General features: G+C 46.1%; 14 protein-coding genes. 1 reads left to right on the forward strand and 13 read right to left on the reverse strand.

Annotated features, from left to right (window positions below):
- Positions 1 to 3: 3 nt before the first annotated feature.
- The 5 genes from GPK83_RS08425 to GPK83_RS08445 are packed head-to-tail and all read right to left on the reverse strand — an operon-like array spanning position 4 to position 3,488.
- On the reverse strand, positions 4 to 777 hold the full coding sequence (locus GPK83_RS08425; RefSeq protein WP_215704533.1) for a hypothetical protein: 774 nt from the start codon (positions 775 to 777) through the stop codon (positions 4 to 6).
- Positions 777 to 1,478, reverse strand: coding sequence for an L-2-amino-thiazoline-4-carboxylic acid hydrolase (locus GPK83_RS08430; protein WP_215704534.1), 702 nt, complete (start codon positions 1,476 to 1,478; stop codon positions 777 to 779). The genes GPK83_RS08425 and GPK83_RS08430 overlap by 1 nt, the downstream gene beginning before the upstream one ends.
- Positions 1,475 to 2,338, reverse strand: a complete 864-nt coding sequence (locus tag GPK83_RS08435; RefSeq protein ID WP_015553454.1) for an MBL fold metallo-hydrolase — start codon at positions 2,336 to 2,338, stop codon at positions 1,475 to 1,477. The genes GPK83_RS08430 and GPK83_RS08435 overlap by 4 nt, the downstream gene beginning before the upstream one ends.
- Before the next feature lie 9 nt (positions 2,339 to 2,347).
- Positions 2,348 to 2,956 (reverse strand): class I SAM-dependent methyltransferase, encoded by a 609-nt coding sequence (locus GPK83_RS08440; RefSeq protein WP_215704535.1) that lies wholly within the window; start codon positions 2,954 to 2,956, stop codon positions 2,348 to 2,350.
- A gap of 1 nt (position 2,957) precedes the next feature.
- On the reverse strand, positions 2,958 to 3,488 hold the full coding sequence (locus GPK83_RS08445) for a class I SAM-dependent methyltransferase (RefSeq protein WP_252196280.1): 531 nt from the start codon (positions 3,486 to 3,488) through the stop codon (positions 2,958 to 2,960).
- Positions 3,489 to 4,616: 1,128 nt separating this feature from the next.
- On the opposite strand from GPK83_RS08445, the gene GPK83_RS08450 reads away from it, so the two are divergent.
- Complete coding sequence (locus GPK83_RS08450) at positions 4,617 to 5,126, forward strand: ImmA/IrrE family metallo-endopeptidase (RefSeq protein ID WP_215704537.1); 510 nt, start codon at positions 4,617 to 4,619, stop codon at positions 5,124 to 5,126.
- Positions 5,127 to 5,199: 73 nt separating this feature from the next.
- Here GPK83_RS08450 and GPK83_RS08455 read toward each other — a convergent pair whose 3' ends face one another.
- The 8 genes from GPK83_RS08455 to GPK83_RS08490 all read right to left on the reverse strand — a co-directional run bounded on the left by GPK83_RS08455 (position 5,200) and on the right by GPK83_RS08490 (position 16,417).
- Positions 5,200 to 5,631: a hypothetical protein gene (locus GPK83_RS08455; protein WP_215704538.1), complete on the reverse strand. Its 432-nt coding sequence runs from the start codon at positions 5,629 to 5,631 to the stop codon at positions 5,200 to 5,202.
- On the reverse strand, positions 5,600 to 6,028 hold the full coding sequence (locus GPK83_RS08460; RefSeq protein ID WP_215704539.1) for an MmcQ/YjbR family DNA-binding protein: 429 nt from the start codon (positions 6,026 to 6,028) through the stop codon (positions 5,600 to 5,602). Before GPK83_RS08460 ends, GPK83_RS08455 begins: the two co-directional genes overlap by 32 nt.
- Before the next feature lie 214 nt (positions 6,029 to 6,242).
- Positions 6,243 to 7,370, reverse strand: a complete 1,128-nt coding sequence (locus GPK83_RS08465; RefSeq protein ID WP_117513987.1) for a cysteine desulfurase family protein — start codon at positions 7,368 to 7,370, stop codon at positions 6,243 to 6,245.
- A gap of 9 nt (positions 7,371 to 7,379) precedes the next feature.
- Positions 7,380 to 8,846 (reverse strand): BREX system Lon protease-like protein BrxL, encoded by a 1,467-nt coding sequence (gene brxL / locus GPK83_RS08470; protein ID WP_177968415.1) that lies wholly within the window; start codon positions 8,844 to 8,846, stop codon positions 7,380 to 7,382.
- 11 nt (positions 8,847 to 8,857) lie between these two features.
- Entirely contained in the window at positions 8,858 to 9,058 is a 201-nt protein-coding gene (locus GPK83_RS08475; RefSeq protein WP_117513983.1) for a hypothetical protein, read from the reverse strand.
- The gene (gene pglZ / locus GPK83_RS08480; protein WP_177968416.1) at positions 9,058 to 11,409 is read right to left on the reverse strand and encodes a BREX-4 system phosphatase PglZ; all 2,352 of its coding nucleotides are present in this window, start codon (positions 11,407 to 11,409) and stop codon (positions 9,058 to 9,060) included. Before pglZ ends, GPK83_RS08475 begins: the two co-directional genes overlap by 1 nt.
- Before the next feature lie 11 nt (positions 11,410 to 11,420).
- Positions 11,421 to 15,620 (reverse strand): hypothetical protein, encoded by a 4,200-nt coding sequence (locus GPK83_RS08485; protein ID WP_215704540.1) that lies wholly within the window; start codon positions 15,618 to 15,620, stop codon positions 11,421 to 11,423.
- A gap of 5 nt (positions 15,621 to 15,625) precedes the next feature.
- Positions 15,626 to 16,417 carry a hypothetical protein gene (locus GPK83_RS08490; RefSeq protein WP_215704541.1) on the reverse strand — a complete coding sequence of 264 codons (792 nt, stop codon included), beginning with the start codon at positions 16,415 to 16,417 and terminating at the stop codon, positions 15,626 to 15,628.
- Positions 16,418 to 16,655 lie beyond the last annotated feature (238 nt).

Raw genomic sequence — 16,655 nt, forward strand, 5'->3', positions numbered from 1 at the left:
CTCTCACTTTCTGATAAACGGCAGCTTCGGCATACCGTCCTGCTCAGCGATAAATGCCAGCATTTCAGCAAAGCCCTTCGGATCACGAATCTGATATTGCATGTGATCGTATCCCTCAAATACGGGGTAATTGCCGCGGGGATAGGCTTCTATCACCGCTTGACGGTATTTGAAATGATCTTCTATGCTGCCAAACTCGAAATAGAGATGCTTTTGCAGTTCTTCGGAAAGTGCTGGAAAGGGTTTATCCTCCAGGCTGTCCAGAATCTGTCGCCGCAAATTTGTGTAGGTCAGATTTTTCCCTGCGGCTATAAAATACGGCTTTATGGAATCATCATCACACCACAGGATCTTTTTCAGTGTGCCGCCCTTTGACCAATACAGGCTCTTGATGGCCAGATACAAAAACGGTGCCATCACGCGGCGCGTTCCTTTCCCGATTTGCGCAAACTGCCCGCCGTCGAAGAAAACGTATCCAATGGGCAGCTTCGTACTTGTCAAAAACGCCATGGCAAGATCGGCACCGATCGAAGAAGCCACAACCAGTTCAAGGTGTTCCACTTCCTGCGATTTCAGATATGCTTCCACTTGACGAACCTCGTCCGCCTTGCTGACATATTTCTGCCCTTTGCAGTACACGGTGGAGGTAGGCAGAATGCAGAAATACCGATCTTGTAAATATTTCGCAACCGGTTCGCTGCTCTCCCCCGTCACGCCCATTGCATGAAAAAACAAAACAGCAGGATGATTCCTGTCGCCGTATGTTTGAAACAGCATTACCTGTTCCTCCTGTATCCGTTTTCGTCCCGGTATTCGGGATGTTCCTTTAAGTATGAGTCCTGATCGCCGCAGATGGTGTAGTCGCACTTACAGCCATTCGCGCAGGTGGTCGTCCGCACCAGCCTTGCGTGAAGCAGCTCCATCGCTGCAAAATCCACATTGCACAGGGCGGGCATGATCTCTGTAAGGCCGTTTCTGATAGCAAATTCCGCTGCGGGACAGGCGGTAAATTCATAATAGATCGGCTTGTTCTTTTCGTAAGGAGCCACCGTCATTTCATAATCGTGCCACTTGTCACAGCCCGCTTTTGCCCGTAGAAACGCCATGTGCATCAGTTTTTTCCAGAACGGCTTATTACAGTTCACGAATTTCAGTTTGCGGAAGGACGGCAGGATCAGATTTTCCTCAATTTCCTCGATCTCACGGAAGGATGTAACCGGTTTGCAGACTACATAGTAGCTCATGATAGCGATGCAGTCATAGGTGCCGCCTGCGCCGTTGTGAAAGTTCCGTTTCCCGCCCAGATTTTTGCGCCAGTCCGAAAGGAAATCTACATACTGCCGCTGCACCTTTTCCCATATCATCTCCCGCTCCGCTTCCGGGTAATACAGGGCGATTTTCGACTGTATCTCCTTCTTGCAGGTTTTGGAGTATAGCACATGGCAGCTACGGTCAATTTGTAATTCGCTGTCCTTCATCTTCCCACGCCTTTCAGAAAACCGCTCTTTGCATTTTCTTCGGTGTCATCCGATTCGTCGTAGGCATCATAGGGCGCCGATGGGTCGTGTACTCGTTTTTTGAATGGTGAACAGCGCTTGTCTTTGTGGGCAAACGCAAAGGCAAAATTGTCCGTCCATCCCGTGTGACCGGTGATGAAATATGGATGTAGCCCACGTGCGCGCAGTTTCCGCTCCAGCTCCGCCAGTGACTGCACAGCCAGCTTATTGTCCTCCGCCAGCGAGGAAATGAAGCTGTAGCCGCCGTCCGCGCCGAACCAGATAGTATCGCCGGTAAAGAGATATTTCCCGTCCACAAGGTATACCATGTGTCCCCATGTATGACCGGGAACGAGAAAGCTCTCGATTCTGATCCCGTCGATATCGATGACCTCATCGTCGTGCAGCAGCACTTTTTCATTGTTGATCGTCACCTGCGGCAGCTTGTAAAGGTGGTAAATGACCCTGCGGCGCACCTCGCCGGTCAGATAGCGGTTCTCGATCTCGCCAATATACAGCGCAGCATCCCGAAACAGTCCCGGACTGTCCGCCTCCACCGCACCTACATGGTCGGTGTCCTGATGAGTGATGAGGATGTGCCGGATGGAATGCGGGTCGATACCGAGCCAGCTCATTTTCTCCGCCAGACGGTCATAGTTGTATCCGGCATCAATCATAATGGTGGTATCGCCCTTGCGGTAGAAGAAGATATTTGCCACCCACTCTCGCACACAAGCGACATTTTCATCGATCCAGCCAGTGTTCAAAGGCTTAAAGATCTCCTTGCCCCGGTACATCCGGCTCATTGCTTTTCTTTGAAATTCCGTTGCTTTTTTCGACATGATCGCACCTCATTTCTGTGCTGTGACACACAGCCATCCCTTTTTATTTTTGTGACTCTGAACCCTGCCAAAGCCTGCTTGCTCCAGATACTCTTTCAGTGCAGTATCCGTGTAGATGGTCATGCCATTGATAATTTGTGTCCATCTGTTGTCTTTTACTGTTTCGCCGTTTGCTTCGTTACAAATGAAAAAGATTCCGCCGGGCTTCAGCACTCGATAAACCTCTCTGAAATTCTGCGCAAGTTCCGGCCAGAAGTAGACTGTTTCAAAGGCGGTCACCACATCAAACTGCTCCGCTTCAAACGGCAGTTCTACCACACTTGCCTGTTGCACGGTACACCGTCCTGCTGCAATGGCACCTGCATTGACTTTTCGCGCTTTTTCCACGCTGACAGCCGAGTAGTCGATGCCCTGCACCTTGCCCTTGGGACACAGCTTCAACAGCGTTTTGATGTTCGCCCCGCCGCCGCAGCCGCAGTCCAGCACCATGGCATCCGGGGCAGGCTGTAAAAAGCGCAGACCCCACGCTGCCATTGCGCTGTGTCCGAAGTTCATCATGGCGACCATGATTTTCCCGCCAAGGCCTACGGGCTTGCGGGTGTTTTCAAAGAAGGACATATCACACCTCCGATTTCACACATTCCGTATAGGTCAGCGGAAAAGAGGCCTTTAGAACAACACTTTTTCGCACTGTCCAATCATTCTGTTGCAGAAATTTTAGGTATTCTTCACTCGTCCACTTGCTGTGGAGAGGAAAGCCTGCCAGATTCATGAAAAAGGCTTTGACCTTGCCGGGAAATGAGTTTTCTGCGTGCGTAAAGGTAGGCGCGATCAGCACACCGTCATCCTTCAGCACCCGTTTGATCTCTCGCAATGATTTTTCTGGCTGAGGCACAATGTGCAGTGCGTTTGATACGATTACCACATCGAATGATTTGCTCGCGTATGGCAGAGAAAACATATCCTGCACGGAAAAATGCAGCTTCGCAGAGTAATTCCCCCGTTTGGCCTCTGTAATCATTTCCGGAGAGGCATCCGTCGCCTCGATGTGTGCCGCTGCTTTTACGATGTGCTTGGCGATCAGTCCCGTTCCGGTAGCCACCTCCAGCACTGTTTTGTCTTTCACGACCGGACGGATCAGCTCATACATTTTCTCGTATACTGCCCTGTCTTTTCGCATAAAGCAGTCATACAGACCTGCATTTCTGTCCCAGAAATTCTTGTGTTCTCGCATTGCTGTCTCTCCTTTTATAGTTAAATTTATCTAACCTGGACGCGCACATCGACAAGTTAGGTTTGGCTAACTCATGTATTTAGGAAAAGCCGCATTTCTGCGGCCTTTCGGCTTATACAAATAGCTTGCTGCAAGCATCACACATCTGTGTTTTCAACCACTGAGGATAACGCCTCCCGATCTACTCCTTATGGAAACAGCCAAAATCTATTTTCACACCATTGCGGTGACTTTTGCCTTCTTATCCATATTATATCGTGCTCACTTCTTTTTTGCAATGGTATAGTATCTCTATTTTGTCATTTCCAAACGCAGAGCACGATTAGATTTTCTTCGCAATCGTAGACAGCTCCAAAATAATGCTCAGAAGATCATTTTTGACTTCCTCTTTGCTTGGCTCGCTGCCCATCAGAGGATAATCCGTGCTGACATGGAGGATGCAGGACAGTTCGAGATTGAATTGTGTCGGCAATAAGGGCACCTGACAGTTCTGGGCTTTTGCGAAGCAACCGCATCCTTTGCCCGGATGATTTTAATCTGCATTTCCGCAGATGGTTCCGATACTCTGATATTCCTGCTCATGGCCACACCTCCAATGGATCACGATATTCATAATCCTTTTTCCGGTTCAGATAGCCCAGTTGTTCCAATCGGATAGCAGCTGCTGATCTCGAAACATCAAAGACACCACAGAAAGTATCTATTTTTACCTGATCCTTGTCATAAAAACGCCATCCGTAACAGGTCCGAGGCTCCGAGTACCTGCTGGGAAGCAGCGGCACCTATGTCGTAGAAGCTCATGAAAAAGGCGGCGCAAAAGCAGCGAAAGATATTGAAGAACTGGTCACCGAAGTGACCGGTATGTTCGCTGGCAGCGAATTAAGCGAAGATGCCATCGAAGGAGCTTATAAAGCTCTGACCGATGCCTACTGGATTGCCAAAGAGAACAATAAAAAATACGCCCCGAAAACGAGGCGTAAAAAATCCGATCAGTGATATTTATCGTACACACTTTTCGCTATACTGTAAACTGGAGGTGGTATGATGAATGCGGAACAGCTTTCACGGGTCGGTGAGAAACTGGTAAAACGTTGCGGTTCCAGAGACCCTTTTGAAATTGCAAGGCAGCTTGGTATCAATGTCATGCTTTGCGAAAATTTTGGTTCCCTGAAGGGAATGTACCGGGTGATTAAGCGAAATCGCTTTATTTTCCTGAATAACAGTCTGGATGAAAATATGCTACGCATCGTATGCGCACATGAATTAGGGCATGACCAGCTTCACCGGAATATGGCGAAAACCACCCCGATTCATGAGTTCATGCTCTATGACATGAAATCCAAACCGGAATATGAAGCCAACATCGTAGCAGCGGAGATCTTGATGGACAGCGATGAAGTCCTTCGCTACATCTATGAATATGGATACACAGCCGAGCAGATTGCCAGTGCGATGTCCACTGACATCAATCTGGTTGCGCTGAAGGTAGCGCACCTTGCTACACTTGACTATAATCTGCACGCCCTGGAACATAAGAGCAACTTTTTGAAATAATGTACATTTGAGGAGCCTGGACTGGCTCCTCTTTTTTTTATTGCGAATTGTGCAGGCGGTGCTTGCACAATTATCAGCCTAACATCTGCATGTGATAGAGCTTCACTTTTTCCTCAAATGGCAGTCCCGGATCAATGCCGACTTCTTCCCACATCACACCGAACGGTGCACCGCCATCTGTGTATCCAGCGATAAAGGCAAAACGATCATCGCAGTCCTCATATAGTTCTGCCAGCCGTTCCCGTTCTTTCGCTTCCAGCTCTATTCTCCACTGCCGAAGCCGCTGTTCTTCAGCCTGTTTAATCTGGTCAAGCTGCTCCTGTGTATAATTGACCCCAAGCTCCTGCAAATCTTTAGCGGCAGTCACAGCATCCATATGAAAGCGTTCCCAGTAATGCTTGTTCATCTTTTTCAGTGAGCCGGTATAGGTGAGCAGCCACTGCTTACCTTTTCGGAGGCGTGCTTCCTTTCGCTCAGCCTTCGTCATTTTCTTTTTCTTTGCCATTTGCGGAATTTCCCAGATTTTTTGCTGATGATTTTGGGTTGCGCTTTTTCGGTGCTGTCAGCTCATGGCTCAAAGAAAGCAGGTCCTTGATGGCATCATCCAGCTCCGGTTTGCCGAGCTGAATACTGAGCCACTTTTCCTTGTTCATGTGATAGGCCGGAAAATAGCCATCCTGCCCACGAAGAGAGCCGATCAGCAGCGGATCGCTTTTCACATTAAGGACATCAATGATGTCTGCCTCCGGCAATCCCAACTTATCAGCAGATACTTCCAGAACCACACCATACCATTTATTATTGTCGTTGTGCCGCAGCACAGCATTCCAGTCATGCCAGGGGTATTCCGGCTCTGTGCCGTACTGCTGGCGTATCCATGTAAATAATTCTTGTCGTGTCATTCCACATTGCAAGCGAAGTCAATCTATGTTGCACTTCCCACTGCATCCTCCATTTCCACAGAATTCGCAGCTATGTGTATGCCTATGTGCGCAATAACGTATATACGTTCATTCTACAGATTCACCCAATCGCAACGATTCTTTCCGTCGGCCCATTCCATTCGTATTCCATCCTTCTACCTCATGGATTTGATTATAGTAGTTAACATTCTCTTTACTTTAAAGAAATCACGCTGATGATTGCCTTCGCGACCTCAGATGCATCTTCCACATTGTTATCTCGCCCAAAGCTAACGCGAATGGTGCCTTCCGCATATTCTTGCGGAACACCTATTGCCTTTATGACATGTGAAACCTGTGTTTTTACTGAGTCGCATGCCGAACCGGTCGAAATAGATATTCCTTTCAAATCCAGTCGATGAAGCAACATTTCTCCGCTTGCGCCACGAATAGAGATGTTGATGTTTCCCGGAGCACGGTTTTCTGCACCATTCCTTATAAAATCAACACCTGTCGCGCAAAGCGTATCAATGAAATTACGCTCCAAGATATATAGTCTATTTGTAGTTTGCTGCATCTCATCGCAGTTCTTCTTAAGTGCCGTTGCCATACCAACGATACTCGCAACATTTTCCGTACCACCACGCATTCCGAGTTCCTGCGCACCACCATCAACATAAGGAGAAATGCTTGTGCCCTTACGGACATACAGGAAACCAATTCCCTTAGGTCCATTAAACTTATGAGCTGAGGCTGACAGCATATCAACGCCTAGCTTATTTACATCAATCGGAATATGACCAACTGCCTGAACTGCATCTGTATGAAATAGTGCTGCATGCGCATGAGCAACGTCAGCCAGTTCTTTAATCGGTTCAACTGTACCGACTTCGTTATTTACGAGCATTACAGAGACCAATCTCGTTTGTTGTGTAATGGTCTTTTCAAGCACTTCAGGAGTTACTGTACCGCATGCATTAACAGGCAGATAAATAACGGGATAGCCAAAGCGTTCCAGTGTACCACAAGTATTGAGTACCGCATGATGCTCAATTTGAGATGTAATTGTCAGATGCTTTTCCCCTGGCTCTACAACGCCTTTTATAGCCCAGTTATCGCTTTCTGTACCACCGGAGGTAAAAAAAATCTCCTCCGGCAGGGCACCAATACAGTCTGCAATCACCGCTCTTGCTTCTGCAAGAGCTCTTTTCGGCTTACGCGCAAGAGTATAAGGCTGCGAAGCATTGCCATAATCCTCCAACAGGAATGGCTTCATTGCCTCAAAAGCATCAATATCCAGCTTTGTCGTTGCTGCGTTGTCTGCGTAGATAAAATGCTTCATGGTAGTACCTCAATAGTTGTACTGAATATCGGGTATAGAGTTTTTCCCGGGAACATTGAACTCTTTCGGATCAATGATACAAAGCTGCTTCTTGATAACTGCTCGCATTTCCTTTGCGGGTTCAAGACAATACTCAATGAACTCTTGCGGATCGATGTCTTCTTTTGACTTTGCATGAGGATAAAGAAGCTTTACGAATGCTGTGCAAAGACGCTTGATTGCAGTCAGATCTCGCTGATCGGCTCCTTTGGGCACATCAAGGCATTCATCTACAAGAGAACTTTGAGTTAAATCCTCTCTAAGTGCATGCATTACTTCCGCAAAATACTCTGTGTTAATTGCCCATCCATTGGCAATCATGGAGGAATTCATTCTTGGTATTTCCCATCCGGGTATAAAGCCATGGAACCTATCGAGCGTAGCAGACTCGCCAAAGACGCTGCTGATATGCTCAACCATGTTACAATTGATGTCAAATCGGCTTGCGTCAATATTGCCGAGAACAATTACGCCAGCATCTGCTGGTGTCTGAGCATCGAAGCCTTTTATTTCGCCGAATTCCATGTAATGTTTTAAGGCTTGCTGGATCTGCCCTGGCTGCTCGAAGGTTATAGATTGCACTTCATCAAAGCCCACATAATCAAAACGTGTCAGTAAGCCCCCTGTTTTCTTTGCGTTATCATAGATCAGTGAGGCGCGTGATACTGTGCCACCACTGATTAGCCATCCTCGTTTGCTTATTTTCTCGAACACATAACTTTTACCTGTTCCTTTGGGAGCCAGTTCGATCAAATTCACGCGCTTTTCGACGAACGGCAACAAGCGGCGCAGGAAAAACAGTTTCTTCTTTTCACTCTCTTCACCGTTCTCATCCACATAACCGGCAGGATTATAATCAATGGCTGTCAGGATTACATCGATCCATTCATGAATATTGAACTCGGCTCTGTACTCTTTAAAATCGTCCAGATCAATGGCATAAGGGCAGAACGGCTTGTAGTCAACCATCGCAATAAATCCCTTAGGTTTCGACCTAGAAACCTCCATCTGCCAGGACAGCGTAATGATTCCCCAGTTTTCACTTTCCTTGAGTAATGTGTCCTGCCATTTTTCGACGACATCATTATTCACGATGCCTCCGGCTCCGCTGCGATTGCCGCCAAAGTCAGGCAATTCAAATTGTGTTTTTCCCGTCTTTATATCAACTGTAACGCGTACTCGCGCCAGAAATTGAACATTTTCTCCATTCACCATTCTGAACTTGAATTGCTCGTAATCTTCTCTGGACGGAATGTATTTGTTGATATATCGCTTAACCGAATCATAATCAATCGTCCCGTCTTCGTCAGAGAATCTCATAACAAGCCAGTCTCGCATATACGAAGGAATGCTGAGTTTGGAGAAATATTCACTTCTTTGAGGGTCTTTGAGAACAACCATGTCCGCAAAGACTTCACGAATTTTATTCTCTAACATTTCAAAACTCCTTAGAGGAACAGCGTGCATCCTTGTTCTTTGAATTCACTGATTTTCACTTTTAGGTCTTCTGTTTCACAGCCGAGATATTCTGCAAAGCAAGTAAGGCAGTAGAATTCGTCTGTATCAACATCCGTAAGTTTTCTTGTGAGTGCAACCTCATCTTTTGTCAACGGCTTTCCACACTCACAGCATGTCTTTTTTTTCGCCATTAAAAATCTCCCCCACCGCCTAACGCAGGTATTACTGTGAGAGGCTTATCAATGTTCACTATCTTCCCATCAGCTACTATGATAAGGTTGTAGGCTCCAGGCGTGATTTTTTCAAAGGAGAGAGTCCATGTTTTCCCGTCTCCAGTGTCGCAAACCTCTGCCTCAACTGTACCTGCCTTTACCTCGAGCGTTTTAATTTCTTTACTGAATTCTATCGCAGCTTTCGCAACTTTTCTTTTTAATTTTGCTTCTGATTTATCATAGGACCATTTCACATTTAATGGCAAACTGACTTTGCTGTCGAAAACCACTACAGGAACAATCATCTCTTCGGGAGAAGCACCTCCATGCACTTCACCATAAATCACATTATCATCGTCTTTTCCAGCAGCAAATCCACTGAGAGAAAAATGATTATATGAAGTAAATACCAGATAATGCTGCCCAGATGAATCTGTTGTCTCTTTCAAGTCTTCATAAACGCCAACCGGCTTCGTTTTAATGCTGCAATACCTACCGTGACTAAGAGGTGTCGCATCTTTAAAAACAGGCAATCCCTTTCGCGTATGGAAGAACCTGGCAGCCAATCGGCTGGCTCCGTGATCACCCGTAATAATTACACGCTGATAATTTTTTAGCAGCTCATTGACTTTATCCGACACCCTGTTGAAAAAGGCAATCTGTTCCTCGATGCATGTGTAATAATCCGGTTCGTCCACTACTCCCTTATGTGCCAGCTTATCCAGTTTATTGAGCTTTTCATATGGCACACTCATTTGCTTCCATTGTTCATTAAACTCTGTTTCCGTAGGCAATAACGCCTGAGTTAATGTACAGGAAACAACCGTCCCATCTTCGCTCTGAGCAAGCTTGTCTAAGAGCAATGACAAATATTCAAAGCCTAATCCGTCAATCCATAGCATTACGGTGCTATCAGTAATCTTCTGATTGATTACTGAATAGCGGAATGGGAGGGAATCTGGCTCAATCCCTCTGAAGAAACGCTCATCTGATTCTGGCAGCGTATTGGCAAGCTTATGCGCCTTGTACTCAGAAATGTATTCGTTGTAGACTGAGCCTAATTCGTCTGGCATCAGGCCTAAATAAGCTTGCAACAGAGGATATCGTAATTTTAACGTCTTGGAAGCACACACCTGTGCAGCGTCTTGCTTGAGCCATTGTCCAACCATGCGAAGAATATAGATACGTTCTTCGCGCGTATCACCGGTGAGAAATGCCAATCTTTCTTCATAAGTTGGTATGATACTCAATTTTTCAAAATAGATTTCATTTTTCTTGAGATTTAATCCCTTGATCAACTGCTGGTATTCTGCGACCCACTCGTTATGAAACTGCATCACATCAAATATATCCAGCAGAATATGTTCCTCAATCTCTCTCAATCCATATTTTTCAAAGCAATGGCACAGGTAACTGTTGTCTGGGTTTAATCGATACCACAGTCTCAGCAACTGCTGCTTGCCCTTAGAAAAACCAGACCATTTGGCCATAACAGCAACTCCATCAAACGTGACAATATTGAACCGATGAAGTATAGCATCCCGAATAGAACTATTCTTTAGCGACTCATCAAAAAGTTCGCTGAGCATCTCCTCAGAGCACACTTCTTCCTTCAATTCAAACCCGTCCTGCAGGTTTTCACGAATAAACTCATAAGTGGTTTTGATTGGACGGATTGTTATATCTCCCATAGCCTGCGACACAGATCTAGCCTGTTTCGTAAGAAGATAGTAATCCGTTGGGATCTGTGTTTCACTCAACATGCGGTCATACCATTCGCGTAAGCCAAAAATCAGCGTGTATTTCCCACTCAACTGATTGATATACTCCTCAAAAGCAGAAGAGAATACCGTTATATTCATTTGCTCAGAAACTGCCTCATAGTCCGAAATGGAGTATACAAAGTCCTTCTGACGCTCATCCGTGCTTAATCCGAGAGAGGTATCATACCAAAGAGAATCACAATTCCACAATGGTATAATAATCCTTCCCGTGCTGGAAGCGTCAACTATCGTATGCCACAGTTTTGCAAACCGCTCCGTGCGCTGCTCGCTTTTGTAAAACAAGCGCAGATATTCACTGACGCCTGGAAGCCAAACCCATTCATTGGGTTTTATCTCTTCAATGAGCTTGTCATATGCAGGCATAACATCCGCGCTGGAGAACAGCTCATCCGATGATACGCTTCTATCGCATAGAGATCTAAGGCTTGAAACTGCATCACAGTAGTCCTCTCGGCTGTGGAGCAGGAGTACACGACAAGGAAATCGAGAAGTGACTTTATTCGTTTTTTCTGCCTTAAGAGCGCTTATGCTTTCTTGCAGCTTCATACTTAGCCTCCTTAACCATTAAAATCATCGCAGAATTCAGGGTGCGCATTTAGAAATGCTGATACCTTATCCTTGAGCGCATCTTCGCTCATGCCTTTAACATGATTTTGCGTGCTCTGCAGCTTCTCCTTTTTTGCTTTCTCTGCCTGATATTTTTTCAGTGTCGACTGAACCGTAATCAAGTCAGAAACATCCCATGCGCTTACATCACTGCCAAGTTTGAGCTTGAGTTCGGTAATGATTTCCTTTCTTTGTTCTTCAAAAACATCCCGATAATTGGCACCGATGGCATTCATAAACGCCTGCTCTGCAGTTGCATTATCTGTCAGAATCGTATGATCCATCGTATCCAACACGTTGATTGCTGCAAGGACATCCTGATCCAATGCACGCTCATCGTTTTGCACTGCAATCAGTGTACGAATGGCCTTAGAAGCATTTTTCGTAACAACCCAGAGAAGCGGTATTCCTCGCGCATTGCTCCAGGTCTTTACGTTTTCCGTACTGCTAAGTGTTTTCCAGCGTTCCAGAAGCGTTGAACGATTTCTTCTTTGACTAATGCGGCCTGTTTGCTGCTTCAAATCTTTCTCAAACTGATTTGCCGTTGCGTCGCAGGAAACATCCTTGAGACCTTCATAAATCGTCTGAAGTTCTTCCGGAGTACATTCAATTTGCATCTGTTCCAAAATGGTGGAAAGAACCGGTTTAACATTTCGAATGCATTCCCATGCCTGAGTCCCGTATGTGCGCAGGACATCAATATCGTTTTCCCGTTCTTCACAGCTCATCTGCGTGATGCCTTTTTGTGATACACGGTGAAGAATAACCAGCGCATCATACCAAGGCAAGTTCAGTGGCTCGATAGCGAGGATTGCAACACGCATATGATTAAATGCGTTTTTAAGATCTCGAATTGCTTCCTCATTACTGTTATATGTATTGCGCATCGTGGCATTCAAAACGTCCAAGTACCTGTATTCCGATACCACACCCACAAGTTTTTCCTTAACCTGGTCTTCAGTCCAAGTATAAACAGCATTCTGCATCACGCCGAAAACCTTATCCCGCAGGCCTTCAGGCTGTACAGAAAGCTTGTCTGTGATTTCTTTAAGCTCTGAAGATGCTTCAAATAGAAACGCACTGAAAGCCTTAGACACGACAGCTTTATCCTGGAACGCCTTCGTCATGCGCTCGCGAAGTTTTCCTCGCCCGCTGAAAAGCTGAATGACATTGGACATCGCTTCATCGGTATTACCTTCCTGCGAAATGAATACCTGCATGTTGTCAATAATCTTGCCAGCTGCTTCCTTCATTTCGATACCGCCAAGTTCTGTTTCGGACAGATACTTCAAACACCAGAAGGGTGCTCCAGTCTGCGTAATACGCTCACGAACAGAACGCATACCCTCCGTTTCATTAGCGGTCTGTCCATCATCTAACTTAAAAATTTTCTTGATATAATTACGGAAATTCTGCCAGGTAACAGAGCCGGCGGACAGGTAGTCCGTAGTCATATTTCCCTTGCAGGTATTGAGCACGAGCGTTTTCAAATTGGATTCATTCAGTACAAAGGTGCCTTGGGAACTATCCGTCCAGCTATATGCGCTGTCCTTATAGCAGCTAAATACAAAGCCAAGAAGGACACCGCATGCAATCGTATTATAGAAGCCAAAAGGAGGCTGCTGTAATTCTGCCCATACATCACCCAGAACGACTTTTCGTCCGGATTCCATCTTTTCTCGGAGAAATTTAGCCAGAGCACTTACGGTATTGGCTGCTCTGCTTCCGGTTATTCCTTCAATCTCCTGAATTGTCGTTGCATCGATAATGCCCAACTGCTTGATACCAGCCAGAACGCTGAAAAGCTGCGCATTCCTTGTTTCACGCTGTATACCGGCAAGGGGAGCACTATCGTTGCAGCTCTTATACGCAGTGTTTGTGATCACAACGCTTTCCGGGGCATACGGGAAAATATCCTCCAAAACAGCGGTTTGAATCGTCTTGCGGAGCTGGGCAACGCCGAAGAGGTTGTTCCACTGCTTCTCACCGCACCAAGCAAGCATTTTGCCGCCACTGGTAGCAGAGCCCACCCAACGTTGAATGATGGTAGCGGTTTCTGTATCATATCGACCAGCATCAGCGGTGTGACCGCTGTCACGAGCCATATCAGCTTTTGTTAGGGAGGTAAGCCACTTCTTGCGCATATCGTCCGTGAATGGAGAGCGGACAAGCACAATAATCAGGCGGTTTTCTCCTGATTGCTGTGCGCGAGTTTCCAAATCATGCTGAATAGAAATTGCCTGTGCATCATCAACCACAGTGACATATACAAGGCCAAGCTTATAGGGATACTTATCCAAATCATCAGTAACTTCCTTGATACGTTTATCCAAAGAAGCCTTCTCTGCGCAGCAGACAACGATCTTCATTCTGCGGAAGGTGGCATCATTCTCATCCCATGCCAGCTTTTCAAACGGAACAGTCAGTTTTCCGTCCTTGGCAAACATTTGATAACGCGTGTATTTTTTATCGTTTTGCTCATAACGAATGGCAAAATCGTCGCCGCCCGCCATTTTGAACGGCATTTGCAGACGCTTTACACCGTTGGCCTGTTCATCGCAGAGCAGAATCTTCGTATCTTCAAAGGTGGCAAGATAGTCATCCACCTGAGATTTACTCAAAACGCCGCTCAAGCAGTTTTCGAGGCATTCCACAGTTGCGGCAACGCCATTACTTGTTCTCCTTGTGGTGTACAGTCCCTTTGTGGTCGACATGACCGCCATAAGGAGCATGGCAATTTTAAATACTCGATGCGCATTTTCATCGTTCTCAACGAGATGGCGGTTCTCTTCGTAGTGTCGGATATACTCCGGAGCTTTGGTCTCCTTATCATGGAAGTCACTTTCACGCGTAAAGAAATAGTCCCAAAGCCAATCCGGAGTCAGCCAACACGCCTGATCCTGGGGGCCATATTTCGTGATGTACCCGAGGAAGCCCTGTGTTTCGTTGGAAGAGTCCTTCATAAAACGGAACATGGTGCGCTGCGCTGCGGCGAAGTTTTCCGCAACACTGGAAAGCAGACGTACCGTCATTGGATGCATCGGGCACAGCTCATTGATTTTTTCGCTGATTTTATCGTCCAGGCCCGCAATATCCGGTAAAAACTTTTTGATGTTATGTACTGGGTCTTTGCGCGCCTCTTTCCAATACTCATCCATTCCATTTCGGATGCTGATAGAGCCTGCAATCAGGTCATACGCAGCATCAGCTGAGACGTGGAACTCTACCTCGTGGAAGCGATGGGTGATCTGCTGATAGGTTGCGTTGCCCATTACATCTACCCAGCTAGAATCCTTATGCACGATGAAGCACATAAAGAGCGGCTGCTCTTTGCAGAATTCCGAAATCTGCTGCATTACCACCTGGTCATCGCTGTGACGTAGATAATCAGTAAATTCATCCCAGATAAAAAAAATACCACTTTTTTCGAGATGATTGGCTACAATAATTTCCTCAACCCATTTTTTGAAGGTCTCTACATTATTGATGAGTCCCCAATGATTAGCGCGAATCACCTCAGCGACAGCCTTGGTTGCCTTCAAATCGCCGCGCTCAACAGCTGCAATCAGCTCTTCTACATCGCCGTAATCCTCACCAAGTATGGTAGAATCCAGTACATGTTCCCAGTTGATATTCCTATTGTGCAGCTGTGCCTTCACACCATCCTGAAGCGAGGCCACCCCCAAATCAGCTCTATCGCCAAATTTCTGAACCAATGCTTCACGAATGGCGAACTCCGCTTCAACTAGCAGCTGGTCACCAGTACGGATACCCGTGCAGCCGGTTTTCCAGATGACGAGGTAGTCGCCATTCTTGCGGCAATTCAGGAAGCGGTTCCTATACTTGGAAAGCCTCTGACTATTCTGAAGGAATATGTCAATCGTATCTTTCTTTTCCTCCAGCAGGTGCTTGACGAAGATGGCGGCATAACTTTTACCGGTGCCGTAAGAACCGTGTACCCACAGGCTGCGGCGCGCGTCCGGCGTTTCATATCCAAGCGTCTGACAGAGAAAGTCCATCAGCTTTTCCATGTCATCGCCAACAATATACTCCCGCCAGAGATTCTTATTGCGACTATCGGCGGCAATATCCACAACAGATTCAAAGGAGGGATTTACTTGTAAATATTCGTTATACTTCTTCATTGCCATGATCTTTAAACCTCCGCCAAGTCGAGTATGTCTAATGAGGTATGTTTATTTTCAAGAACAATGTTGTCCAGGTCATTGATGAAGGAAACGCGGATGTATTCCGGGAAGGTCAGCGCAAGGCCCTGTATGCATTCTCTGAGCTTTTTGTTATCCAGTCCGTAAATGTCCGCTGGGCTGACACCGGGAGCATCAGGAGTATCATGCACCCTAATAAGCTCGGTCAAAGTAAAGGCGTACCGTCCGGTATGCTCGGCATAGAGGTAAAGGCTATACAGCAGTGCCACAGCATCCGGAGTTGTCCAGCCATCACGATAATACGAATATGTGTTCTTACTCAGCTCAATAGGAATGCCTTGATTTAATGCAGACCCAATCGGAGATAGACGAAGGGTCTCTGCCAATGCAGTAATTGCATTTTCACGAGTTGACTTCGAGTAATTTTCTCCAATCATCGTCACCAAATCTGCTTTTTCATAAGTTTCGCCGGGCTCGGTATTTAAACAATACCAATGAGAAATGACGGAATTATAAGCAAGGTTTGCCCATATGATTGCCCATGTAAAAGGATTATAAGGCCCGAACTGTTCCAGCTTTTTAAATAGTGCTGTCTGTTCCATCGTCTTATCTTTATTAACAACCAAAAGATTGGCTTCTCTAAGCCAAACCTTTAAAGCTTCATATTGTCGATTTCCCAAAACTCCTTGAGAAAAACACTCCGTTCCATCGCTCATGTAATGTTCAAGCCACGGCTGTCTAAAGCCAAAATGCTGATACGGATTCATGCCCTTCATATCCATAGAATTACCTCCCGTTGTGCTTAACGACTTTGCGAGCATGCAACTCTTTTCCGAAAAAGTCAAGCAATTAGAGCAATGGGTGCACAACGATTCACGTACAAAGATTTTTCCATTGGGTTGTATCGTAAATGCGCCAGTCGGGCACTGCACCATGCATGTGATGTTGTATAAATAAAGTTGACACCTTATTCTCAAGGAATTCATGTATAATAAAAGAGAATAAGGAGGAACTCTCAAT

The sequence above is a fragment of the Clostridium sp. MCC328 genome (assembly GCF_018785465.1).
Lineage (GTDB): Bacteria > Bacillota > Clostridia > Lachnospirales > Lachnospiraceae > Pilosibacter > Pilosibacter fragilis.